Annotated in this window: 25 protein-coding genes; 17 read left to right on the plus strand and 8 right to left on the minus strand. The window is 70.7% G+C overall.

The genetic code is table 11. The annotated features are described in order from the left end of the window. Positions 1-202: 202 nt before the first annotated feature. On the minus strand, positions 203-1,237 hold the full coding sequence (locus MKK65_RS30090) for a hydroxyacid dehydrogenase (protein WP_243961856.1): 1,035 nt from the start codon (positions 1,235-1,237) through the stop codon (positions 203-205). Positions 1,238-1,241: 4 nt separating this feature from the next. Beyond that, positions 1,242-2,447, minus strand: a complete 1,206-nt coding sequence (locus MKK65_RS30095; protein ID WP_243961857.1) for an amino acid aminotransferase — start codon at positions 2,445-2,447, stop codon at positions 1,242-1,244. A gap of 231 nt (positions 2,448-2,678) precedes the next feature. Between MKK65_RS30095 and MKK65_RS30100 the strand changes: the two genes are divergently transcribed. The 3 genes from MKK65_RS30100 to MKK65_RS30110 all read left to right on the plus strand — a co-directional run bounded on the left by MKK65_RS30100 (position 2,679) and on the right by MKK65_RS30110 (position 5,272). Beyond that, positions 2,679-3,818, plus strand: a complete 1,140-nt coding sequence (locus MKK65_RS30100; protein WP_243961859.1) for a branched-chain amino acid ABC transporter substrate-binding protein — start codon at positions 2,679-2,681, stop codon at positions 3,816-3,818. A 213-nt stretch (positions 3,819-4,031) separates the two neighbouring features. Next, positions 4,032-4,307, plus strand: coding sequence for a translation initiation factor IF-1 (gene infA / locus MKK65_RS30105; protein ID WP_007561169.1), 276 nt, complete (start codon positions 4,032-4,034; stop codon positions 4,305-4,307). Continuing rightward, positions 4,304-5,272 carry a DMT family transporter gene (locus MKK65_RS30110; protein WP_243961860.1) on the plus strand — a complete coding sequence of 323 codons (969 nt, stop codon included), beginning with the start codon at positions 4,304-4,306 and terminating at the stop codon, positions 5,270-5,272. The genes infA and MKK65_RS30110 overlap by 4 nt, the downstream gene beginning before the upstream one ends. Here the strand turns inward: MKK65_RS30110 and MKK65_RS30115 are convergent. Further along, positions 5,242-5,547, minus strand: a complete 306-nt coding sequence (locus MKK65_RS30115; RefSeq protein WP_058192571.1) for a hypothetical protein — start codon at positions 5,545-5,547, stop codon at positions 5,242-5,244. The two genes, MKK65_RS30110 and MKK65_RS30115, sit on opposite strands and share 31 nt — an antisense overlap. A gap of 162 nt (positions 5,548-5,709) precedes the next feature. Between MKK65_RS30115 and MKK65_RS30120 the strand changes: the two genes are divergently transcribed. Both MKK65_RS30120 and MKK65_RS30125 read left to right on the plus strand, forming a co-directional pair. Next, positions 5,710-6,315, plus strand: a complete 606-nt coding sequence (locus MKK65_RS30120) for a sulfite oxidase-like oxidoreductase (protein WP_243961862.1) — start codon at positions 5,710-5,712, stop codon at positions 6,313-6,315. Further along, entirely contained in the window at positions 6,290-7,027 is a 738-nt protein-coding gene (locus MKK65_RS30125; RefSeq protein WP_243961864.1) for an FAD-binding oxidoreductase, read from the plus strand. The genes MKK65_RS30120 and MKK65_RS30125 overlap by 26 nt, the downstream gene beginning before the upstream one ends. Here MKK65_RS30125 and MKK65_RS30130 read toward each other — a convergent pair whose 3' ends face one another. Continuing rightward, positions 7,028-8,119 (minus strand): calcium:proton antiporter, encoded by a 1,092-nt coding sequence (locus tag MKK65_RS30130; RefSeq protein WP_243961867.1) that lies wholly within the window; start codon positions 8,117-8,119, stop codon positions 7,028-7,030. A 113-nt stretch (positions 8,120-8,232) separates the two neighbouring features. On the opposite strand from MKK65_RS30130, the gene MKK65_RS30135 reads away from it, so the two are divergent. From MKK65_RS30135 to MKK65_RS30145, 3 genes are all read left to right on the plus strand, one after another. Further along, complete coding sequence (locus MKK65_RS30135; RefSeq protein WP_243961869.1) at positions 8,233-8,490, plus strand: type II toxin-antitoxin system Phd/YefM family antitoxin; 258 nt, start codon at positions 8,233-8,235, stop codon at positions 8,488-8,490. Then, positions 8,487-8,870: a type II toxin-antitoxin system VapC family toxin gene (locus MKK65_RS30140; protein ID WP_243961871.1), complete on the plus strand. Its 384-nt coding sequence runs from the start codon at positions 8,487-8,489 to the stop codon at positions 8,868-8,870. Before MKK65_RS30135 ends, MKK65_RS30140 begins: the two co-directional genes overlap by 4 nt. Before the next feature lie 152 nt (positions 8,871-9,022). Then, positions 9,023-10,807 (plus strand): DEAD/DEAH box helicase, encoded by a 1,785-nt coding sequence (locus MKK65_RS30145; RefSeq protein WP_243961873.1) that lies wholly within the window; start codon positions 9,023-9,025, stop codon positions 10,805-10,807. A 51-nt stretch (positions 10,808-10,858) separates the two neighbouring features. Here MKK65_RS30145 and MKK65_RS30150 read toward each other — a convergent pair whose 3' ends face one another. Then, a complete protein-coding gene (locus MKK65_RS30150; protein WP_243961875.1) occupies positions 10,859-11,719 on the minus strand; it encodes a hypothetical protein in 861 nt (286 codons plus the stop codon). A 259-nt stretch (positions 11,720-11,978) separates the two neighbouring features. Here MKK65_RS30150 and MKK65_RS30155 point away from each other — a divergent pair, with 259 nt between their 5' ends. From MKK65_RS30155 to MKK65_RS30185, 7 genes are all read left to right on the plus strand, one after another. Continuing rightward, positions 11,979-13,454, plus strand: a complete 1,476-nt coding sequence (locus tag MKK65_RS30155; RefSeq protein WP_243962056.1) for an ATP-binding protein — start codon at positions 11,979-11,981, stop codon at positions 13,452-13,454. Further along, complete coding sequence (locus MKK65_RS30160) at positions 13,451-14,125, plus strand: response regulator (RefSeq protein WP_007561188.1); 675 nt, start codon at positions 13,451-13,453, stop codon at positions 14,123-14,125. Before MKK65_RS30155 ends, MKK65_RS30160 begins: the two co-directional genes overlap by 4 nt. A gap of 25 nt (positions 14,126-14,150) precedes the next feature. After that, positions 14,151-14,837: a thiaminase II gene (tenA, locus tag MKK65_RS30165; RefSeq protein WP_243961876.1), complete on the plus strand. Its 687-nt coding sequence runs from the start codon at positions 14,151-14,153 to the stop codon at positions 14,835-14,837. Positions 14,838-14,853: 16 nt separating this feature from the next. Beyond that, positions 14,854-15,636: a DJ-1/PfpI family protein gene (locus tag MKK65_RS30170; protein ID WP_243961878.1), complete on the plus strand. Its 783-nt coding sequence runs from the start codon at positions 14,854-14,856 to the stop codon at positions 15,634-15,636. Between the two features lie 108 nt (positions 15,637-15,744). After that, positions 15,745-16,206, plus strand: coding sequence for a TerB family tellurite resistance protein (locus MKK65_RS30175; protein WP_243961880.1), 462 nt, complete (start codon positions 15,745-15,747; stop codon positions 16,204-16,206). 16 nt (positions 16,207-16,222) lie between these two features. Next, a complete protein-coding gene (locus MKK65_RS30180) occupies positions 16,223-16,624 on the plus strand; it encodes a CidA/LrgA family protein (RefSeq protein ID WP_058192586.1) in 402 nt (133 codons plus the stop codon). A gap of 3 nt (positions 16,625-16,627) precedes the next feature. Further along, positions 16,628-17,344 (plus strand): LrgB family protein, encoded by a 717-nt coding sequence (locus MKK65_RS30185; RefSeq protein WP_058192588.1) that lies wholly within the window; start codon positions 16,628-16,630, stop codon positions 17,342-17,344. Positions 17,345-17,348: 4 nt separating this feature from the next. On the opposite strand, the gene MKK65_RS30190 is transcribed toward MKK65_RS30185, so the two are convergent. Beyond that, positions 17,349-18,446 carry an NAD(P)/FAD-dependent oxidoreductase gene (locus tag MKK65_RS30190; RefSeq protein ID WP_243961881.1) on the minus strand — a complete coding sequence of 366 codons (1,098 nt, stop codon included), beginning with the start codon at positions 18,444-18,446 and terminating at the stop codon, positions 17,349-17,351. Between the two features lie 303 nt (positions 18,447-18,749). On the opposite strand from MKK65_RS30190, the gene MKK65_RS30195 reads away from it, so the two are divergent. Further along, entirely contained in the window at positions 18,750-19,157 is a 408-nt protein-coding gene (locus tag MKK65_RS30195; protein ID WP_243961882.1) for a MucR family transcriptional regulator, read from the plus strand. A gap of 40 nt (positions 19,158-19,197) precedes the next feature. On the opposite strand, the gene MKK65_RS30200 is transcribed toward MKK65_RS30195, so the two are convergent. Continuing rightward, on the minus strand, positions 19,198-21,849 hold the full coding sequence (locus MKK65_RS30200; RefSeq protein WP_243961883.1) for an MGH1-like glycoside hydrolase domain-containing protein: 2,652 nt from the start codon (positions 21,847-21,849) through the stop codon (positions 19,198-19,200). Positions 21,850-21,936: 87 nt separating this feature from the next. Next, positions 21,937-22,602, minus strand: coding sequence for an HAD family hydrolase (locus MKK65_RS30205; protein WP_243961884.1), 666 nt, complete (start codon positions 22,600-22,602; stop codon positions 21,937-21,939). Positions 22,603-22,767: 165 nt separating this feature from the next. Here MKK65_RS30205 and trpA point away from each other — a divergent pair, with 165 nt between their 5' ends. Continuing rightward, entirely contained in the window at positions 22,768-23,607 is an 840-nt protein-coding gene (trpA, locus tag MKK65_RS30210) for a tryptophan synthase subunit alpha (RefSeq protein ID WP_058192595.1), read from the plus strand. Positions 23,608-23,652 lie beyond the last annotated feature (45 nt).

Genomic DNA, 23,652 nt, shown 5'->3' on the forward strand with positions numbered 1-23,652 from the left:
AGACCGCCGAGATGTTCGAGGCGAACCGACGCGGTCAAGCCTGATCGCCGGCGGAGGCGCGGCGGAAAGCTTGGAATGACTTCGATCTGAGTGCGGGGCAGCTTACGAAGAGTCGAAGCTGCTTGAAGGCGGACCCGGCGCGTTGCTGTCGCGCAACATCGCGGCGGGCCGGTTTGCCTGAGGGCTTACCGGCCTGGCTTCGCTACGCGGGGCCGAGCAGACGCATCCGGCGCGCCAGCACTGCCGGCCAGACTTCCGGGTTGACCAGGCGGGGCGGGGTCTCGCCCCGCAGAAGGCCGATGATCTGGTCGGCGCCCCAGGAGGCCACGTTGCGGCGCGCCTCGTGGGTGACGCCGGCGGTGTGGTAGGTCGCCACCACCGTGTCGAGCTTGAGCAGCGCCGAATCCAAGGGCGGCGGCTCCGGCGCCCAGACATCGAGGCCGGCCCCGGCGAGATGGCCGAAAGCCAGGGCTCCGGCGAGCGCGGCTTCGTCGTGGACGCCGCCCCGGGCCGTGGTGATGAAGAGCGCGCCCGGCTTCATCGCCGCGAAGGCGTTGGCGTCGAAGCTGCCGCGGGTGGTGGCATCGAGTGGGCAGTGCAGGGACACGATGTCGGACTCGGCGAGCAGCTGCGCCCGGTCCACCGGCTCGGCGCCCCGCGCCCGGATCTCCTCGGCGGAGAGCAGCGGATCGTAGGCCAGGACCCGCATGTCGAAGCCGCGGGCGAGCTTGGCGACCTCCCGGCCGGTATGGCCGATGCCGACGAGACCCAGCGTCGAGCCGCCGATCTCGTGGCCCATCAGCGATTCCCGCGAGAAGCCGCGCGCGGTCCGCAGCAACCGGTCCGAGACGCAGATCTTGCGGGAGACGGCCAGCATCAGGCCGATCGCCAGCTCCGCCACCGAGCGGGCATTGCCGCCGACCTGATTGACCACCGCGACGCCGGCTCGCGTGCAGGCGTCCGTATCCACCGTGTCGAAGCCTGCCCCGCCCGAGGAGACCGCGAGCAGGTTCGGGCAGCCGGCCAGCAGTTCGTCCGTCACGTGCCAGCGGCGGGGCAGCTCGTCCCGGGCCGGTGAGACGTGGAAGACGTGTGCCTGCGTCAGCAGGGCCTTGAGCGTTTCCGCCGGGCCCTGCAGGTCGCCGACCTGCAGGTCGATGTCGGGCTCGGCCCTCAGCCGCGCGTCGAAGACCGGGTTGATCCAGAGATTGAACCGGCAGACGCGCTTGAGGGCCACCGGGTCAGCCCTTCACCACCGCGTCGATGGCGTCGACCACGTGGTCGATGTTGTGGGTGTTGACCGCCGCGACGCAGATCCGGCCGGTCTCCAGCGCGTAGACCTCGTGCTCCTCGCGCAGGCGCGTGGCCTCAGCGGGGGTCAGGCCCGTGTAGGAGAACATGCCCTTCTGCGCCTTGATCGCGTCGAAGCCACGCTCCGGGTGGCGCTGCTGCAGGCTGTCGGCCATGCGCACCCGCATGGACCGGATCCGCTCGCGCATCTCGGCGAGCTCCCGCTCCCAGTCGGCGCGCAGCTCCGGATCGGTCAGCACCATCTCGACGATGGCGGCGCCGTGGGTCACCGGGTTCGAGTAGCTCGCCCGCACCAGACGCTTGGCCAGGGACTCCACCTTGGTCTTCATGGCCGGATTCTCGGCCACGATCGTCAGCGCGCCGACGCGCTCGCCGTAGAGCGAGAACGACTTCGAGAACGACGAGGCGACGAAGAATTCCTGGCCGGATTCGGCGAACAGCCGCACCGGCGCGGCATCGGCGTCGAGGCCGTCGCCGAAGCCCTGGTAGGCGATGTCGAGGAACGGGATCAGGCCACGCTCGGCCAGCAGGGGCGCGAGGTCGCTCCACGCGTCGGGCGTCAGGTCGGCGCCGGTCGGGTTGTGGCAGCAGGCGTGCAGCACCACGATCGAGCCCTTCGGCAGGTCCTGCAGGTAGGCGCGCATGGCCGGGTAATCGACGCCGCCGGTCTCGGCCGAGAAATAGGGATAGTCGACGACCGTGAAGCCGGCCTGGCTGAACAGCGCCTTGTGGTTCTCCCAGCTCGGGTTGCTCACCGCCACGGTGGCGCCGGGATTGAGCCGGGCCAGCACGTCCGCACCGGTCTTGAGCGCGCCGGTGCCGCCGATGCTCTGGAGCGTCGCGGTGCGGTTCTGCGTCAGGATCGGGGCGCGCGCGCCGAACAGCAGGGCCTGGACCGCGTCGCGGAACGGCTTGGTGCCCTCGATCGGCCGGTAGGTCTTCGGCAGGCCCTTCTCGATCCACCTCTTCTCCGCGGTCTGCACGGCGCGCAGGCGCGGCACCTTGCCGTCGGCATCCGTGTAGACCCCGACCACGAGGTTGAGCTTTTTGGTGCTCGTATCGGCGTTGAAGGCCTCGAACAGCCGCATGATCGGGTCGAGCGGCGCGTCCTGGATGCCGGCGAACAGCGAGGTCATGATCGTCAATCGTCCCAGAGGGTCTTCGATGCGGCGCGAGCGGGCGGTTCTATCCAAAGTCGCGGGCCGGCCGACGCCCTTATTTCCCACATCGCGTCCGCCCGCCAGCGCTTCTGCGCGCGGCAGCGTCCCGATCCGCTCAGGGATGAACCGGTTTTTGGGCTCGCAACCCATTTGCGAGTCTGGTGATGTACGCTTCCCGCACGGCGTGTCTGCCCATATCGTAAAGCGATGAAGCAGAGCCTCGCCCTGATCGTCGCCGGTCTCCTCGTCGCGGCACCGGCCGTCGCCCAGGCGCCGGTGCGGATCGGTCTGTCGGCGCCGCTCTCGGGGCCGGATGCCGGGTTCGGCCAGGGTCTCCGACAAGGTGCCGAGCAGGCCGTCGCCGACCTGAACCGGGCCGGGGGTGGGCGGCCGAAATTCGTCCTCGTGCCGGCCGACGATGCCGGCGACGCCAGGCAGGCTGCCGCAACGGCCAAGAAATTCGCCGCCGACGGGGTCCGCCTCGTGGTCGGGCCATTCGAATCCATCGCGGTCGCCGCCGCGACGCCGGTCTACGAGGAAGCCGGGGCGGTGCTGGTCACGCCGGGGGCGACCTACGCGCCGCTGACCAGCCGCGGTTTCTGGAACCTGTTCCGGCTGACTCCGAGCGACGCCCAACAGGGCCGGGCCGCGGGGGTTTATCTCGCCAAGGCGTTCGCAGGGCGGCGGGTCGCCATTCTCAACGACCGCTCGACCTATGGGCGCGGCCTCGCCGAGGCGGTGGCGGCGCAGCTGAAGGAGGCTGGCGCCCCGGAGGTGCTGTTCGACGGCTTTCCGCGCGGGACCCGCGACTTCGGCGACCTCATCGGCCGTCTGAAAGCGGCTCGGGTCGACGCGGTGTATTTCGGAGGCTTGGCGCCAGAGGCGGCCGCCCTGGTCCGCGCTTTGCGCGAGGCCAATGTCGGCGCCACGCTGATCGCCAGCGACGGCATCCTCGATCCGGCCTTCGCCGCCCTGGGTACCCTCGGGGAGGGGACCGTGATGACCCTGCCGCCCGATCCACCGCGCCTCCCGGATCCGAAAGCCGGCAAGGTCGCGGCGCGGGCACCCGACGCCGAAAGCGTGGCGGCCTCGGGCTACGCGGCGGTGGAACTGCTGGCCCAGGCCCTGGAGCGCGCCCGCACCACGGATCCGAAATCGGGCCGGATCCCGGAGGGCCGCAAGATCGCCGAGGCCCTGCGCAGCGCCCCACCGCTGCGCACGATCCTCGGCCCGGTCGGGTTCGACGCCCGCGGCGACCGGTCCGGCGGCACCGTCGCCCTGCGGGTCTGGCGCCGGACGCCGGATGGGCGCCTCGATTACGCGGGCAACGAGGTCCCGGGGCCATGAATCGCCGGACATTCATGTCCATGACTCCGGCCTCATGGCCGGGCATGACTTGCCGCGGGATCGTGTGACGACTACATGCGGGCGGCGTCGCACAGCAGGCGCGGACCGTCCGTCGGATCGGATCCGCGCCCTGCGGCGTTTCCCGAGCTTGATGACAGCCGTAGAAGTTTTGCCGGAACGCCTGCTGCCGGACGGTCCGACTGGAGAAGGTGCATGGCGAAAGAAGAATTGATGCAGTTCGACGGTCTCGTGATCGAGATCTTGCCGGACGCGCGCTACCGCGTGCAGCTCGACCAGGGCCACGAGATCGTGGCCTACACGGCCGGCAAGATGAAGAAGAACCGCATCAAGACGCTGGCGGGTGACCGGGTCACGGTCGAGATGTCGCCCTACGATCTCGAGAAGGGCCGCCTCGTGTTCCGGCACAAGGACGAGCGTTCTGCAGGCCCGCGGCCCCAGGTCCGGGGCGGCCAGTTCCGCCGCCGTTGAGGCCCGCACGCGCGACCCGGGTCTCCTCGGTCGCGCCGGCCTATCTGCTCCTCACGCTTACTGCGCTGCTCTGGGCCGGAAACGCGGTCAGCAGCCGCTGGGCGCCGGGCCATGTTTCCCCCCAGGTGATCACGACCCTGCGCTGGGCGGTGGCCTGCGCGGTGCTCGCGCCGTTCGCGGCCCGCAGGCTCCTCGCGGAATGGCCGCTCCTGCGCCGGCACTGGCTGCGCATCCTGCTGATGGGTGGCCTCGGCTACACGGCTTTCAACTGCCTGTTCTATGCCGCCGGCGTTTATACCAGCGCGGTCAACCTGGCCCTGTTCCAAGGCGCGATCCCGGTCCTGGTGATCCTGCTCAACCGCTTCACCTATCGGGTGCCGGTCACCCTCGGCCAGATGGTCGGTGTCGTGCTGACGCTGATCGGCGCTGGCTTGGCAGCGACCCACGGTGACCTCTCCGTGTTGACGCGCTTGGATTTCAACCGGGGCGACGTGCTCGTGTTCGGGGCCTGCCTGCTCTACGCGGGCTACACGATCTTCCTGCCGACCCGCCCGAAGGTCACGGCCCTGGCGTTCTTTGCCGCCATGGCGGTCGCCGCCTTCGTGACGTCGCTGCCGCCGCTCGCGGTGGAGTGGGCCACCGGGCATGCAGTCTGGCCCGGGCCGGCGGGGTGGGCGATGGTCGCCTTCGTCGGCTTGGGGCCATCGCTGCTGGCGCAGCTGTTCTTCATGCGCGGGGTCGAGCTGATCGGCCCGAACCGGGCCGGCCTGTTCGTCAATCTCGTGCCGATCTTCGGCGCGATCCTCGCCGTCCTGCTGGTCGGCGAGCCGTTCGGGGCGATCCAGGCCGTCGCCCTCGCTCTCGTGCTCGGGGGGATCGCCTGCGCCGAGCGCCTGAAGCCCGCGCCGGCCGCCGAGGCGACCCCCGAAGCCGCCTATTCGCAGACGCGGACGCGCCGGATGTAGACGTCGCCGTAGGGGTCGATGGTGCGGCGGCGCTCGAAGTGGCAGACCGGACCGTAATCCTCCTCCACGTAGACCGGCGGGGGAGCGCGGTAGACCGGGCGGCCCGGGTAGTAGCCATTGTTGGCCGACGACGCGATGGCGCCGCCGACGGCGAGGCCGCCGAGCACGCCGAGGGCCGCCGCGCCGCCGGCGCCGATCCCGTCACGGGCCTGGGCGGCCGGCGCGAGGGTGGCGAGGCTCCCGACGATGAGGCTCGTCGCGAGAAGGTACTTCATGACATTCCCCCTGAAGGATGCGATTCGGACCGAGATAGGTTGGCTACCACATCCCAGCTTTGGGGCGTTTGTTCGGCCGCACGTCGCGACTTGACGTGGGGTGTTCCGACGCACCAAACCCGGGGCGAACGCACCAAGACAACAACGGGAGCGGAGGCCGGCATGGTGACACGGGGCTTCGTCGGGCGCAGGCAGCCGCCCGAGACCGGCGCGCGCATCCCGCCCGGCCAATATCTCACCGAGGATTTTCCGATCCTGCAGATCGGCCCCAACCCGACGGTGGATCTCGCCACGTGGCGGTTCACGCTGCGTGCGGGCTCCCGGCCGATCAAGGCGTGGAGCTGGCAGGAATTCGAGGCGCTGCCGTGCACTACGTGGCAGGGGGACATCCACTGCGTCACCAAATGGTCGAAGTTCGACACCGCCTGGGAGGGCGTGAGCTTCGACGACCTGCTGGCCGATGCCGGCATCGCGGCGCCGACCGGCTTCCTGCTGGCGGAATCCTACGACGATTACACCACCAACGTGCCGGTGGCCGATCTCGTGAACGGCCGCGCCATGGTGGCGACCCGCTATGCCGGCCAGCCGATCCATCCGGACCATGGCGGCCCGGCGCGGCTGCTCGTGCCGCATCTCTACTTCTGGAAGAGCGCCAAATGGGTGAAGGGCTTGCGCTTCACCCAGACCGATACGGCCGGCTTCTGGGAGCTGCGCGGCTACCACATGTACGGGGATCCCTGGCGTGAGCAGCGCTACACCGGTGACTGAGCCGATCGTCTTCCGCTGGCACCAGGCCGAGATCACCGCGATCACGCCCGTCACCCCGCAGGTGAAGAGCTTTCGGCTGCGCTGCGAACTGGCGAACGCCTACCGCGCCGGTCAGCACGTCGACGTCCGGCTGACCGCCGAGGACGGCTACCAGGCCCAGCGCAGCTACTCGATCGCCTCGGCGCCCGACGGCAGCGGCACCCTGGAGCTGATGGTCGAGGCGCTGCCGGACGGCGAGGTCTCGGGCTGGTTTTCGCAGGCCGCCGAGATCGGCGACCGCGTCGAGCTGCGTGGGCCGATCGGCGGTTCGTTCTCCTGGGATGGGCCCGACGGCGGTCCGCTGCTCCTGGGGGCCGGCGGCTCCGGCGTCGTGCCGCTGCTGGCGATGCTGCGCCGACGTGCGCGGGTCGCGCCGGAGATCCCGGCGGCCCTGATCTACTCCGCCCGCACCCGCGCGGAGGCGATCGCGCTGCCCGAGCTGGAGCGCCTCGCCGGCGACGGCACGGGTTTCTCCCTGCACCTCACCACCACCCGGGATGACGGCGGTCGGTGGATCGACGCCGCGCTGGTGGCCGGCGCCCTGGCGCGGGTCGGACGACCAGAGAAGGTCTTCCTGTGCGGCTCCAACCGCTTCGTCGTGGCCGCCTCGGACCTGATCCTGGAAGCGGGCGTCCCGGCGGGGGTGATCCGCACCGAGCGGTTCGGCAGCTGATCAGGGGCTGAAGATCAGCACGAGGTAGACGAAGAACACCACGAGGTGCACCGCCCCCTCGAGCACCGTGGTGCGCAGGCCCGAGAAGGTCTGCATGCTGAGGATCAGCGTCACCGCGAGCAGCGTCATCTCTGTGGGCTTGAGGCCGAGCACCACGGTCTGGCCGGTGAGCAGGCCGATGGTCAGGATCGCCGGTACGGTGAGGCCCACCGTCGAGGTGGCGGCCCCCAGGCACAGGTTGATCGCCCGCTGCAGCTCGTTGCGGGCGATGGCCTTCAAGGCCGAGATCGCCTCCGGGGTGAACACGATCGCGGCGATCAGCACGCCGCCCAGCGCCGAGGGCGCGCCGAGCGCCGCGATGCCGTGATCGAGGATCGCCGCCAGGCTTTTCGCCAGCAGCACGATCGGCACGACGTTGGCGAGCAGCAGAAAGACATGCTTGGCGATGGCGCCGCCCGAGGTCGAGCCCGCGTCGGATCCACTGTCCGTCTGCTCCTGGGCGTCCTTGAAGAAGTCGCTGTGGCGGCTGGTCTGGATCAGCAGGAACACGCCGTAGAGCGCCAGGGTGAAGACCGAGAAGGCCACCGCCTGAAGGGTGGTCAGCGTGCCGTCGGCGGTGGAGCTGGTGAAGTTCGGGATGATCAGCGCGATCGTGGTCAGCGGGATGATCACCGACAGGAAGGCCGAGGCCCCCTGCAGGTTGTAGCTCTGCTGGTGGTGGCGCAGGCCGCCGACCAGGAGCCCGAGGCCGACGACGCCGTTCAGCACGATCATCAGCACGGCGAACATCGTGTCGCGGCCGAGCGTCGGCGCCTCCTTGGCCGAGAGCATCACGGCGGAGATCAGCGCCACCTCGATGATCACGATGGCGAGCGTCAGCACCAGGGTGCCGAGCGGCTCGCCGAGCCGGTGCGCCAGGTCCTCCGCCTCGTGGACAACCCCGAAGGCCGACCAGACGATCACCGCCAGCAGCCACGCGAACAGGCCGCCCGCGAACCAGGGCTGCGCCAGGTCGCCCAGCCAGGTCTTTCCGAACCATGCGAAGGCGAGCACCGTCGCCCACGCCACCGCCAGCCGCAGGGCTCCCGTCATGGTCTTGGTCGTCTCCGGTCAGATCGTTTTGGTGGTGCAGCGCAAGATGTTAGACCACCTCATAGGCGATTCCTGGGACGTGACCAGCGGTGGCGTCGAGATAGGGGAATGTGATGCGCATGTCGGTGTCCGATGCCAACGCGCAGCTCACGGAACTCGTCCGCCGCGCCGAGGCCGGCGACGAGGTGATCCTGACCCGGTATGGCCGGCCGGTCGTCCGCTTAGTGGCCATGGCGTCGAAGCCGGATCGGACCGCGCGCCGGGCGCTCATCGAGGCGATTCAGATTGACGCCGCCGCCAAGCTCACTCCCGGCCCGCGCGCAGCCCACAGCCAGGATTTCCTCTACGACGCGGACGGCTTGCCCGGATGATCGCGATCGACACCTCCGCTCTCATGGCGATCCTCCAGAACGAGCCGGAGGCGGAGCGTTGCATCGCCGTCATCGAGCGCGAGGACAGGCTCGTGATGTCGGCGGCGACGGTCGCCGAAGCGTTGATCGTGTCCGAGCGCCGGAACGTCGGCGACGAGATGGGCCGCCTGATCGACGGGCTCGCCATCGAGATCGTTTCGGTCACCGTAGCCTCGGCCAGACGCCTCGCGGCGTGCTATCGGCGCTGGGGCAAGGGCCTGCATCCGGCCGGTCTGAACTTCGGAGATTGCTTCGCCTACGATGTCGCCAAGGAGCACGGCTGCCCGCTGCTCTATGTCGGCGAGGATTTCAGCCGGACCGACCTAGCCGCACCGGTCTGATGACGCGCAACCGGCCCATGCCGTGGCGGGAGTGGTCAGAAGGCCCGGTTGGCGCTACCATCTAGGGACCCGAATAAAGTCCGGTGCCTGATTCCTCCGCCGCGCGATGGCGCGCTGCCGGGCGCGGCGCGGCCGTTGAGAGTTTCCGTAACTTGTCCTTCCCGACCCTGCCCGCCCCCCTCGCGCGGGCCCTGTCCGAGCGCGGCTACGCCGATCCCACCCCGGTCCAGGCCGCGGTGCTGGAGGCGGCCGCCGGCGCCCGCGACCTTCTTGTCTCTGCCCAGACCGGCTCCGGCAAGACCGTGGCCTACGGTCTCGCCATGGCCGACATGTTCTTCGGCAAGGGTGCCGATGACGGCGCAGGCGAGGGCGAGACGCTTCCGCCGCCCGGTGCGCCGCTCGCCCTGGTGATCGCTCCGACCCGGGAGCTGGCGCTCCAGGTCCAGCGCGAACTGTTGTGGCTCTACGCCCCGGCCGGCGGACGCGTCACCGCCTGCGTCGGCGGCATGGATCCCCGCCGCGAGGCCCGGATGCTGGCTGATGGCACCCATATCGTGGTTGGCACCCCGGGCCGCCTGCGCGATCATCTGGAGCGCCGCAACCTCGACCCGACGGCCCTGCGCGCCGTCGTGCTCGACGAGGCCGACGAGATGCTCGATCTCGGCTTCCGCGAGGATATCGAGTTCATTCTCTCGGGGACGCCCCCGGAGCGGGCGACCTACCTGTTCTCCGCGACCCTGCCGAAGGCGATCGAGTCGCTGGCCGAGCGCTACCAGCGCAATGCCCTGCGGTTGGCGATCAAGGGCGAGAGCAAGGGTCACGCCGACATCGCCTACCGGGCGGTGCGGATCATGCCCCGGGAGACCGAGCACGTGGTGCTCAACCTCCTGCGCGAGGCGGATGCCCCGACCGCGATCGTGTTCTGCAACACCCGCAACGCGGTGCGCCATCTCCAGGCGAGCCTCACCGAGCGCGGCTTCTCGGTGGTCGCCCTCTCGGGCGAGCTCGGACAGGGCGAGCGCAATGCCGCCCTCCAGGCGCTGCGCGACGGCCGGGCCCGGGTCTGCGTCGCCACGGACGTCGCCGCCCGCGGTATCGACCTGCCCGGCTTGAGCCTGGTCATCCACGCCGACCTGCCGCACGACGCCGAGGTGCTCCAGCACCGCAGCGGGCGCACCGGCCGCGCCGGCCGCAAGGGCACCTCGGTGCTCCTGATCCCGAATTCCCGGCGCCGCCGCGCCGAGCAGATGTTCGCCATCGCCAAGGTCAGCCCGGACTGGTCCGGCCCGCCCTCGGCCGACGACATCCGGCGGCTCGACGGCGAGCGCATGCTCTCCGACCCGCTCTTCTCCGAGCCCCCGGCCGAGGAGGATGTCGCGCTGGCCGGCGCCCTGCTCGCCGGCAAGACGCCGGAGGAACTCGCCGCCCTGCTGGCCCGGGTCTACCGCACCCGCCTGCCGGCGCCCGAAGAGGTCAGCGATCCCGGCGAGGGCCGTGCGCCCCGCGGCACCAGCGAGCGGCCGCCCTACGATCCGATGAATCCCGAGCAGATCGCCGCCCTCGGGCCGGCGGTGTGGTTCCGGCTCAACCTCGGCCGGCGCGACAACGCCGATCCGCGCCGCCTGTTGCCGATGCTCACCCGCCGGGGCGGCATCGGCCGCCAGGAGATCGGGGCGATCCGGATCTTCGACCGGGAAACCAAGTTCGAGATCCGCGGCAACGCGGCGGCGCGCTTCGCCGAGTCCTTTGCCCGCAACGGCTCACCGGAGATCCAGGTCGAGGCCATTGCCGGGGATGCGGGGCCGGCCGAGCGCAAGAGTGGGCCGGGCGGCCCGAAGGGGTTCGCCAGCCCGCGGGCCGGCAAGCATCAGCGCCATGCCGAACGGTCCGGACCCCGGCCCGATGCCAAGCCCGGCCGAAACACCGGCCGCAGCTGATCAACGTGGGTCGACCCCGGGGATGTCCGTGACATCCCCGGGGTGATCATTTCAGAAGACGTTTTTGACGGCGTCACCCAGTGCGTCGACGCTTTCCTTCAGCTTCCGTCCGGCGGGCGCCAGGGACGGCAGCTTGATGCCGAGCACCTCGGTCTCCTCGTCGGCCGGCTCCGCCTGCGCGACGGTCGCGGCGGCAGCGCCGGGCTTGGCGGCCTCCGCGGTCTTCTTCGCCAGGGCCGGCTTGTTCGCGGCCACCGCCTTGTGGGCGGTCTTCTCGGACGCTGCGGCTGGCGTCGGCGTGAGCGGCTTGGCGGCAGGGGCCGCGGCGGGGGCGGCCGCATCGCGAGCCCGAACCGTTTCGGAGGCGCGCGGCGGCTGCAGCGCCGCGGTGCGGGTCGGCGGCAGCGGCACGACCACCTGACGGGTGGCGATCGGCGTCACCGGAGTCGGCATGGGGATCCGCTTGGTCGGAGCCTCGGGCACGGCCACGCTCTTGGCGGGAGCCGGCGGGGCGACGGGCGCAGCCTTCGCGGGGGCCGGGACGACCGGGCTCGCCGGCGCGGGGGAACCTGCGGGCGCCAGAGCGTCCGGCAGCACCGCCATGCGCAGGGCCGGCTTCTCCGGCTCCGTGGGCTTCGCCGCCACGGGAGCCGCCGGGACGATCCCGGCGACGGCCGGCAGACCATCCTTCAGTTCAGGCCAATCCGCGGCCCGGCTCATCGGCGCGCGCTTAATCGGCGCGGGGGCCGCGAGCCCGGCCATCAGGGTCGAAGCGGCGACGCCGAAGCCCGCGACGGCGCTGGCACCGACCAATCCGATCAGGACGAGCCGCAGATTGGGTTTGCGTCCGGGACGGGCCTCCGGCGACCGATGCGGTCTTGTATCGGACGGGTCCAGGGCGAGATCGATCATGGTCCGGGGTCTCTGACACGATGCACGACGCGCGCGACCGGGCCCCCACGACCGGCCACCGCTCTCCACCAATTCGGAGATGGGTCGACTCTGCCGTCGATAGAGAAACCGCAATACGGCGCAAAGATGTCGTGCCGAATTGGGTGCCCGGCCAGTCGAGGCTCGGCTATCCACAAGATAAGCCCAAGCCGCTTAAGAATCCGTAGTCGCTTTCAGCCCGGCGGGCCGGATGAACCGCTCCTCCGCACAGGGCCGAGGCATGGACTTCGGCGATAGGCCCGCTATGCGTCGGATCGTGGATACGACACCGACCCTGCTTCCGCATTCAGAGGCCCCGACCGATCGTCGTCGGGCCGGCTTCCGGCCCTGGGCCGACTGGTCGACCCGGGCGCGTCTCGTCGCCGTGGTGCTGTTCATCGACGCTTTGGCGGCGCTGGTCTCCTGCGGGGTGATCGTGCTGAACGCCCGCAACGCGGTGCGGGTCGAGACCCGTGCCTCCCTCGCCACGGTCGAGTCTCTGGTCGCCGACACGATCCGCCTGTCGGACACCGCCTCGCCCGACACGCTGCTCCAGACCCTGGACCTGCGCTTCAAGACCCTGCGCCACGTCCGGGTCGCGGTCCTCGAGGCTGACGGCGATCAGGTCGGCAAGCCGATGCCGCGGCATCGGTCCGAGCGCGAGGCGCCGCGCTGGTTCGCCGACCTGATCATGCCGCCGATCGAGCGCCATACCCTCCCGATCGTCGTCAACGGCCAGACGCTGGGCACCGCCCAGATCACCACGCAGCCGATGGACGAGATCGACGAGATCTGGGGCTATGCCCGGGCCCTCTCGATGACCACGCTGGCGATCAACGCCGCGATGCTGATCGCGCTCTATCTCGCCCTTGGGCGCATCCTGGCGCCGCTGCAGCGGCTGGGCGACGGCCTGACCCAATTGGAGCACCACGACTATACGGCACGGCTTGAGCCTCCCGGTGCCCGCGAGCTGGCGGTGATCGCCGCGCGCTTCAACAAGGTCGCCGCGGCTCTGAGCGAGGTGCGCGCCGCCAATGGCCGGCTCAACCGCCAGCTGCTCACCGCACAGGACGACGAGCGGCGGCGCACCGCCCTGGAGCTGCACGACGAGTTCGGCCCCTGCCTGTTCGCCCTGGAGGCCAACGCCGCGTCGATTGCCCGGATTGCCTCCGGCGGGGCCGAACCCAACCGCGACAAGCTCGCCGCCCGCGCCGCCGAGATCAGCGCCATCGTCGGGCAGGTCCAGACCGTCAACCGGGAGCTGCTGAACCGCCTGCGCCCGCATGGGCTCGGGCAGGCGCCGCTGGCCACCTGCCTCGACCTTCTGCTGCGGGGCTTCGGCCAGCGGCATCCCGGCACCGCCTTCGTCGGTCGGTTCGACGGCCTCGCCCGCGGCTACGGCGACCTTGTGGACCTCACGGTGTTCCGCTGCGTGCAGGAGAGCGCGACCAATGCCGTGCGCCACGGCAGCGCCACCCGGGTCGAGGCCGAGGCGACCGAAGCCGACGGTCACCTGCGTGTCACGATCCGCGACGACGGCACCGGGATTCCGCGCGAACACCGGACTGGCCTCGGTCTGTCGGGGATGCGTGAGCGTGTCGAGGCGCTGGGTGGTACCTTCGCCCTTGACAATGCCGGCCCCGGAGCAATCGTCCAGATCACGATCCCCGTTCCGCCGGAGCGGGTCGACGAGAACAACAACGCGCCGAGCGCATGAACGCCATCGCCTCCCAGATCGACGCCGCCGCCACACGCTTGCCGGTCCTCGTGATCGACGATCACCCGATCGTCCTGCAGGGCTGTCGACGGGTCCTCGAGGATTCCGGGGTCGAGACCATCGCGGAGGCCACCACCGTCGTCGGCGGCTACCGGATCTTCCACCGGTTGCGGCCACCGGTGGTGATCTGCGACCTGACCTTCCAGGGCAGCGGCATGGCCGGGCTCGGCTTGATCCGCCGCATCCGCGCGGTGGCGCCGGAGACGCGCATCCTGGTCTTTAGCATGCACAACGATCCGGTCATCGTCGCGCGGGCGCTGGAGGCGGGGGCGCTCGGCTACGTGCTGAAGGATCACGCCTCGGCCGAGCTGTTCGAGGCGTTCGGCAAGGTCCGGGTCGGCGAGGTCTATCTCGACCGCCGGCTCGCCACCGAGGTGGCGATGCTGCGCGCCGATGCCCGCCGCACCCCGGAATCCCAGCTCACCCCCCGGGAGCAGCAGATCCTGGCGCGGCTCGCGCAGGGCCGTTCCTACGGGGCCATCGCGGCCGACCTGTCGGTGAGCTACAAGACCGTCACCAATGCGTGCTCGCAGATGCGCCAGAAGCTCGGTGTGCGGACGCTCGCCGAGCTGATCCACGTGGCCGTCACGCACGCCCAGCGGCAGGGTTAGCGCGCACGACCGGCAGGAGGTGCCTTTGACCGACGGTGACCGGAGCCCGCATTCCTTCTCCCGGGAGGCCTGGGCGCGCAACGCGGGCGCCTACGAGACCATCCGGACGATGGCGTTCAACGCGGAGCTCGCCGCCGGCACGCTGCCGCAGGACACGTTCCGCCACTACATCGTCCAGGACGCCCATTACCTGATCGGCTTCGGCCGGGCGCTGAGCCTCGCCGCCGCGAAGGCGCCGGACCCGGACGGGATCGTCCAGTTCTCCCGCGCCGCCCAGGATGCCATCGTGGTCGAGCGCGCGCTCCATGGCGGCTTCTTCCGCGATTACGGGATCAGCCCGGAGAGCTTCGCCGCGACCGCGCTGACGCCGGCCTGCCATCACTACGTCTCCTACCTGCTCGCCACGGCCTATGCGGAACCGTTCGAGGTGCTGTGCGCGGCCCTGCTGCCGTGCTTCTGGATCTACAAGGCGGTCGGCGACGACATCTTCGCCCGCGCGGCCCCGGACAACCGGTATCAGGCCTGGATCGACACCTACGCGGGCGCGGAGTTCGCCGAGGCCGTGGCGGGCATGATCGCCGCCACCGACCGCGCGGCGGAGCAGGCCTCGTCGGCCCTCCAGGCGCGCATGCACGACGCCTTCACGCAGGCGACGCGGCTCGAATGGCTGTTCTGGGACAGCGCCTACCGGGGCGCGGCGTGGCCGCTGTGACGCGCCCGGCCCGGGCGTGACGCCGCCGGACCTCAGCCGCCGGGCCATGATCGCGGCCGCCGCGGCTGCCGCCGCGTTCGGGGCGGCCCGGTCCGAAGCCGCCGACGCCCCGGGCTCGGTCCCGCAGGACCGCCCGGTCCGGATCGCCATGATCCTCTATCCGGGCATGACCGCCCTTGATCTGGTAGGCCCGCAGGCGCTGCTGGCCGGCTTGGCCCCCGGCAGCCTGTACCTCGTCGCGCGATCCGCAGGGACCGTCGCCAGCGATACGGGCCTCAGCCTCGTGGCGACCCATGCCTTCGAGGCCTGCCCGCCCGAGCTCGACGTCCTGTTCGTCCCCGGCGGCGACGGCACGCCCGACCAGATGCGCGACGCTGCGCTGCTGGCCTTCCTGCGCGCGCACGCTGCTCGCGCCGCCTGGGTGACGAGCGTCTGCACCGGCTCGCTGATCCTCGGGGCGGCCGGCCTGCTCAAGGGCTACCGCGCGACCTCGCATTGGTGCGTGCGCGACGCCGTGCTGCCGCTGCTCGGCGCCGTGCCGGTGGCCGAGCGCGTGGTGTTCGACCGCAACCGCGTCACCGCCGCCGGCATCTCGGCCGGGCTCGATCTCGCCCTGGCGCTCGCCGCCCGCCTGCGCGGGCCCGACTATGCGCGCACGGCGCAGCTCGTCGCCGAATACGCCCCGGAGCCGCCCTTCCAGGCCGGAACGCCGGCACAGGCCGGCCCGGCGATCACCCGCGCGGCGGACGCGATCCTCGCGCCGCTGGTCGCGGGGGCGACCGAGGCCGCCCGCACCTGAGCCGTCGAAAGCGATGCAGCCGCGCCACGCTGCCCGCCGACGTGCTGTGATGTCCTTGACGGCGCGCCGCATGGACCGAACTGTGCGTCAGGAACCCCCGGAGCCGACATGTCCCTGATCGCACGCCTGCGCGCCTACGCGACCGAGGCTCTCGGGGTCGGCGCCTCCGAGCCGGTGGACGACACGCATCTCGCGGCCACCGCGCTGCTTGTGCACGTCGCCCGGGTCGACGGGATCCTGGCGCCAGCCGAGAGCGAGCGCCTGTCCCGGATCGTGCAGGGCCGCTACGCCCAGGGGCCGGACGCCGCGCGGGCGCTGATCGAGCGCGCCGCCGCCATGGATGCCGAGACCCGCGACGTGGCGAGCCTCGTCGAGATGATCCCGCACGAGGCCAACGAGGCCGAGCGCCAGGAGTTGCTGACCATGGCCTGGTCGGTGGCCGCCGCGGACGGGACCGTCGACGAGTTCGAGGAGGCACTGGTCGAGCGCCTCGGCCGGATGCTCGGCTTCGACGAGGCGGCGGTCACCGCGGCCCGGCGGACCGGGCAGCAGGGCGTCGGCGTCGTCTGACCGCACGGCCCGGACGATGATCGCCAGCCTGGCGCTGATCCTTCTCGCCCAGCTCGTCGGCGAGGTGCTTGCCCGGGGCGCCGGGGTGCCGATCCCGGGGCCGGTGATCGGCATGGGTCTGATGTTCGGCTTCCTGCTCCTGCGCGACAGCCGCATCGGCCTGCCGCGCATCCTGCCGAAGCCGCTCGTCGACGGCACCCTCGAGACTACGGCGCGGGGGCTCCTGATGAACCTCTCGCTGATGTTCGTGCCCGCCGGCGTCGGTGTCGTCGGCCGCCTCGACCTGCTCCGGGCGCAGGGGCTCAAGCTCGCCATCGTGCTGGTGGTCTCGACCGCCCTGTCCCTTTTGGTCACCGTGCTGGTGTTCCGCGCCGTCGCGTCCCGGGTCGAGCGGCGCCGGCCCGACGGGGAGGCCTGAGCGGTGTCGGGCGACTTCTCCCTGTGGGTCTATCTCGCCGGCACACCGCTGCTGTGGCTGACTGTGACCCTGACCTCCTACGTCCTGGCCGACCGGATCGCCGTCGCAACCGGCCGCCACCCGATCGCCAACCCCGTGCTGATTACGGTTGTCTTGGTCGGCACCGTCCTGGCCGTGACGGGCACGCCGTATCCGACCTATTTCGAGGGCGCGCAGTTCGTCCACTTCCTGCTCGGGCCGGCGACCGTGGTGCTGGCCATGCCCCTCTACGAGCGCCGCGCCACGGTGCTGCGCGCCCTGGTCCCGATGCTGGCCGCCCTGCTGGCCGGCGCCGCCACGACGCTGGCCGTCGTCATCGTGCTCGCGCGGCTCCTCGACATCCCGCAGCCGATCCTGATCTCGCTGGCGCCGAAATCCGTGACCTCGGGGGTGGCCATGGGCATCGCCGAGGCGCTGGGCGGGGACCCGACGCTGACAGCGATCCTCGTGATCCTCACCGGTATCATCGGAGCGATCCTGGTGACGCCGATGATGAACCTCTTGCGGATCCGCGACATGCGCGCCCGGGGCTTCGCCGCCGGACTCGCGGCCCACGGCATCGGCACCGCCCGGGCCTTCCAGGTGAGTGAGACCGCCGGCACCTTCGCGGGCATCGCCATGGGGTTGAACGCGTTCCTGACCGCGATCCTCGCGCCGCTGGCGCTGCACCTGCTGTTCTGAGACATCAGCCGTCGAGCTGCCCGACGACCGCCTCGGCGAGCGACAGGCTGGACGTCAGCCCCGGGCTCTCGATCCCGAACAGGTGGACGATCCCGGGCAGCCCGTGCTCGGCCGGGCCGTCGATCCGAAAATCCGCGGCCGGCTCGCCCGGGCCGGTGAGCTTCGGGCGCAGCCCGGCATAGTCCGGGTAGAGCGCCCCATCCGGCAGAGCCGGCCAGTAGCGGCGGATCGCGCCGTAGAAGCTGTCCGCGCGCGCCGGATCGACCTGGTAGTCGAAGGTGTCGACCCATTCCACGTCGGGCCCGAACCGAGTGCGGCCGGCGAGATCGAGGGTGAGGTGGATGCCGAGCCCGCCGTCGATCCGCGGCGCCGGATAGATCAGCCGCGAGAAGGCCGGCTTGCCGGTACAGCCGAAATAATTGCCCCGGGCCAGGTGAAGCACCGGCACGCGCTCGGCGGGGTAGCCCTCCGTCCGGGTTGCCAGAGCGGGCGCCCCGAAGCTCGCAGCGTTGATGACGGCGTCGAAGGCCAGCTCACCCGGCTCGCTGCCGCCGAAGGCTGCCTGCCACTGGCCGTCCCGCCGGGACAGGCGCTCAACCGGCGTGCGCAACGCGAGGGCGCCGCCGTGATCCTCGATCACGCCGAGGAGCGCCAGCATCAGCGCGTGGCTGTCGACGATACCGGTCCGGGGGGCATGCAGGGCGAGGGTACAGGTAAGGTTCGGCTCCAGGCGCCGGGCCGCGGCAGCGTCGAGCAGGTCCAGGCCCGGGACGCCGTTCGCCTCGCCCCGCCTACGGATCGCCGCGATCGTGTCGGCCTCCGCGTCGTTGCTCGCGACGATCAACTTGCCGCAGGCGCGGTATGGCACCCCATGATTCGCGCAGAAGTTGTACAACTTCTCGGCGCCATCGACGCAGTGTCGGGCGCGTGCGGAACCGGTCGGATAGTACATGCCGCCATGGATCACCTCGGAACTGCGGGCCGAGACGCCGGTGCCGAACGCCTCCTCGGCCTCCGCCACGACCACCGCATGGCCGCGCAGCACGAAGGCCCGCGCCACGGCCAGCCCGACCACACCCGCACCGACGACCAGCACCTCCATGCGCACCCCTCCCGGCACCCGGACCTACAGGGCCGGTGAGTCCTCAATACCGCACCCGAGCCGCCTCGAGGGCCCGCATGTTGATTCGGCGTTGACCCTAATTATCAATTCTAAGTAGAAACAGCGGCGCAATAGATACGCGCGGTGGTTGTAAGCGTACCGAGCCGGAGCATAATGCCGTGACGTGCTGACCGAGGGCGGGCCGGATGTCTATTCCGGGTTCCAACTTCGGCGGCCGACAGCACTGCCCCCTAGCGACATGACAAAGCCGCATCTTCCGACTGGAAACCTTAGGAGATGACAATGCTGACGACCTCCCCGAGCGTCGAACTCGCCGCCAAGATCCTAAGCGCCTACGTCACCAAGAACAGCGTGCCGGCTGGCGCTCTCCCGAGCCTTCTGTCCGAAGTCCACCGTTCGATCACCGCCCTCGATACGCCGGTGGAGCGGCAGCTCCAGCGGCCGACCGAGGCGCAGATCCGCGCGTCGATCCGGCCGGATACGATCATGAGCTTTGAGGATGGCAAGTCCTACAAGGCCCTGCGCCGGCATCTGACCCTGCGCGGCCTCACCCCGGAGGCCTACAAGGCCAAGTGGGGCCTGCCGGTGGACTACCCGCTGGTCTCGGCTGCCTACAGTGCCCGGCGCTCGAAGATCTCGCGGGAGATCGGCCTCGGCCAGAAGCTGCGGATGCAGCAGGCTGCGGAATAACAACGGGTCACGTCATGTCGGGCAAGGCCGGCCGTGCGCGTCACGGCCGGCCTTCCGCCGTCGAGACCTCCTGGATCAGCAGGGCCACAAGCCCGGACCAGCCGGTCTGATGCGCGGCGCCGACGCCCCGGCCGGTATCGCCGTGGTAGTACTCGTAGAACAGCACCAGGTCCCGGAAATGCGGGTCCTCCTGCTCGATCCGGCTGTCTCCATAGACCGGCCGATGCCCGTCCGGGCCACGGGTCGAGAGGCCGATGAGCCGCCGCGAAAGGGTATCCGCGATCTCCCGGAGCGAGTTGGTCCGCCCCGAGCCGGTCGGTGACTCGACGCGAAAATCCGGGCCGTAATAGGCGAAGAACTGGTTCAGCCCGGCGATCAGCAAATAATTGACCGGCATCCAGACCGGCCCGCGCCAATTGGAGTTGCCGCCGAACAGGCGGGAGCGGGATTCCGCCGGCTCATAGGCGAGCCCCAGATCCCGACCGTTCCACGGGAAGCAGAACGGCTGATCCGCATAGCTGCGTGAGACCGCCCGCAGCCCGTGCTCCGACAGGAACTCCGCCGGGTCGAGGGCTCGGTGCAGCAGCGCCTTCAGCCGGTGGCCCCGCAGCAGCGACAGCAGCACGGTCTGACCTTCACCCGGGACGCTCCAGCGCGAGACCAGGGCCGCCAGGTCCGGCCGGTTCTCCAGGAAGAACCGCATCCGGGTCCGGAGCGCGGGCAGCTTGTCCAGATCGTGCTCGCTGATCGTGGTGACCGCGAAGATCGGGATCAGCCCGACCATGGTCCGCACCCGGATCGGCAGGCGGCTGCCGTCGCGGGCCTCGATCACGTCGTAGAAGAACCCGTCCGCCTCGTCCCAGACGCCGTCGCCGGTCGCCGCCGCGATGAGCAGAAAGTGCTCGAAGAACTTTTCGGCCATGTCCTCGTAGGTCGGATCCTGGAGCGCCAGCTCGATGGCGATGCGCATCAGGTTGAGCGCGTAGGCCGCCATCCAGGCGGTCGCGTCGGACTGGGTGAGGGTGGCGCCGTCGCCGACCGGCTTCGAGCGGTCGAAGATGCCGATGTTGTCGAGCCCGAGGAAACCGCCCTGGAACAGGTTGCGGTCGTCGGAATCCTTGCGGTTCACCCACCAGGTGAAGTTCAGGGTCAGCTTGTTGAAGATCCGCTTCAGGAACACGTGGTCGGGCGTGCCGGTGAGCGCCCGGTCCAGCTCGAACACCCGCCAGGCGGCGAGCCCGTGGATCGGCGGGTTGGCGTCCCCGAACCCCCATTCATAGGCCGGCAAAGCCGCGTTCGGGTGGGCGTAGGCCTCGTCCACCAGGAGCAGCAGCTGGTTCTTGGCGAAGTCCGGATCGATCAGCGCGAACACGATCGCCTGGAGCGCGAGATCCCAGGAGGCGAACCAGGGATATTCCCAGGCATCCGGCATCGAGATGATGTCGTTGGCGCGCAGATGCGTCCAGTCGGAATTGCGGCCGTGCCGGCGCGCGGGGGAGGGGGCCGACTGGGCCGGATCGCCGGCGAGCCACTCGCGCACGTCGTAATGGTAGAGCTGTTTCGACCACAGCATGCCGGCCAGCGCCTGCCGCTGCACGAGCCGCATCTCGGGATCGGGGATCGACGCCTGCAGGGCGGCGTAGAACGCATCCGCCTCCGCCTCGCGGGTCGCGAACACCGCATCGAAATCGCCGAAGGGCTCGCCCGGGACGGTCTCGGGGCGCAGCCGCAACCGCAGGGTGCGGGTCTCGCCTGGGCCGAGATGGAGGTCGTAGCGGGCCGCGCATTTCGTGCCGGACAGGGGGGTGGCCGCCCCGGCCTCGCCCTGGACGACGCGCCGGTCGATCCCGTCCTTGTAGAATCCGGCCTCCGCACCGCTGCCGTAGAGCCGGTGGGTATTGGTTTCGTTCTCGGTGAACAGCAGCTCGGCCGCGTCCTCAGCGAAGAAGCGCATCGGCGGTACGTTCGGATGGCGCGCCCAGACCGACCCGTCCGAGCCCGCCTCCAGCTCCGGCTTGGCGGTCCCGGCTTTCCAGGACCACAGGTTCCGCGCCCAGAGCTGCGGCAGCAGGGTGAGGTCGGCGGGCTCGGGACCGCGGTTGGTGGCGGTGACCCGCATCAGCACGTCGTCGGGACCGGCCTTGGCGTAGGCGATCTCGACGTCGAAGTAGCGGCCCTCGTCGAACAGGCCGGTGTCGAGCAGCTCGAATTCCGGGTCGTCGAGGCCGCGTCGCCGGTTCTCTTCGAGCAGGCGCTGATAGGGGAACGCGCCCTGCGGATACTTGTACAGCATCCGCATGAAGGCGTGGGTAGGGATGCCGTCGAGGTAGTAATAGAGCTCCTTGACGTCCTCGCCGTGGTTGCCCTCGGCGTTGGTCAGGCCGAACAGGCGCTCCTTCAGGATCGGGTCACGGCCGTTCCACAGGGCGAGCGCCAGGCACCAGTTCAGGTGCCGGTCGCCGAAGCCGCCGATGCCGTCCTCGCCCCAGCGATAGGCCCGCGATCGGGCGTGGTCGTGCGGCAGGGAATCCCAGGCCTCGCCGTCGGCGCTGTAATCCTCCCGGACGGTCCCCCATTGCCGGTCGCTGAGATATGGCCCCCAGCGCCGCCAGGCCGGGTCGGTCCGTGCCTGCACGAGCCGCTGCCCCTCCGCGGTGTCGAAGAGGCCCGGGACGCCGTTCGGCTTGGTCATCTGCTCGCAGTCCCGGCTCGGTGTCTGACTTCGGACCCGGATATTGCCGTGGGTTGTCGGGGAGAAGTCAACGCCGTGCGCGGGCGGTCAGTCGCCGGAGACGACGCGCAGGCCCTCCGGCGCCGCATCGACCGTCAACGCCCGGTAATCCGGAATCGTCGCGTGTCGCGTCTCGATCGGCGCATGATGGGTCGCGGTGACGACGACGACGCTGGCGCCCGCCGCCTCGCCGGCCCGGATGCCCGCCGGCGCATCCTCGAACACCAGGCAATCCGCGGCCGCGACGCCCAGGCGCTCGGCGCCCAACACAAAGCAATCCGGCGCGGGCTTGCCCTGGCCGATGTCCTCGGCGGCGATCAGCAGGGCCGGGACCGGCATGGCGGCGGCCTCCAGGCGGCGCAGGGCGAGTTCCCGGGGTGCCGAAGTCACGATCGCCCAGCGCTCCGGCGGGAGGGCCCGCAGGAACGCCCGGGCGCCCGGGATCTCGACGATGTCGCCGACATCCGCGATCTCGGCGCGGGTGATCGAAGCGGCCTCGGCCTCCGGATCGACGTCGGGCAGGCCGAGCCGGCGGATCGTGTCCACCGAGCGCACGCCATGGATCGTCGGCAGGAAGGTCGCCACGTCGAGGCCGTGGGCTTGGGCCCAGCGCGTCCAGGCCCGTTCCGCCGAGGCGATCGAGCTGATGATCGTGCCGTCCATGTCGAAGAGGAACGCGGCGAAGCGGCGCGTTGGGAGGGATTCTGAGGTCATGCCTCCCGGCTACGCGGGCGGGGACGGGCGGACAACCGCGCCGCGCGCACGGCCGCTGCCCGCTCCACCGGGGGCGCCCGCTTCACGGGCCGACCCCGATGGTGTAGCGCGGATACAACCCTGGACCGGATCCGGTCCTGCACGCGCGAAAACCGTATCAGATCCATGCCGAGCCGCATCGACGCCACCTTCGCCCGCGCCCGCGCGGAGAACCGGGCAGTCCTCGTCACCTACGTGATGGCGGGCGATCCCGACCCGGAGACCTCCCTGGAGGTGCTGAAGGCGCTGCCCGGCGCCGGCGCCGACATCCTGGAATTCGGCCTGCCCTTCACCGACCCGATGGCGGACGGCCCGGCGATCCAGGCCGCGGGCCTGCGCGCCCTCAAGGCCGGCCAGGGCGTGGCCGGCACCCTCGACCTCGTGCGCCGCTTCCGCGCCGGAAACGACGGCACGCCGATCGTGCTGATGGGCTATTTCAATCCGATCCACACCTACGGGGTCGAGCGCTTCCTTGACGACGCGGTCGCGGCCGGGGTCGACGGGCTGATCGTGGTCGACCTGCCGCCGGAGGAGGATACCGAGCTGTGCCTGCCGGCTTTGGCCAAGGGGCTGGCCTTCATCCGGCTCGCGACGCCGACCACCGACGAGCAGCGGCTCCCGGCCGTGCTCGCGAACACCGCGGGCTTCGTCTATTACGTGTCGATCACTGGGATCACCGGCACGGCGACGCCGGATTTCGGCAAGGTGTCGGAGGCGGTCGCCCGCATCCGCCGCCACACAGACCTGCCCGTGGTGGTGGGCTTCGGGGTGAAGACCGGCGCCCATGCCACGGCGATCGCCAAGGGCGCCGACGGCGTCGTGGTCGGCTCGGCCCTGGTGGACACCCTGGTCCGTTCACTGGATTCCGAGGGCCGGCCCCAGGCCGGCACGGTCCCGGCCGTGGCGGAGCTGGTGCGGGAGCTCGCCGCCGGTGTCCGCGCGGGCGGCGTGGACCGGGCGGCCTGAACCGCGGATCGCCGCCCGCCCTGGCGGCGGGCAGGACGGCACCTG

It is taken from the genome of Methylobacterium sp. J-001, from assembly GCF_022829565.1.
Classification (GTDB): Bacteria; Pseudomonadota; Alphaproteobacteria; order Rhizobiales; family Beijerinckiaceae; genus Methylobacterium.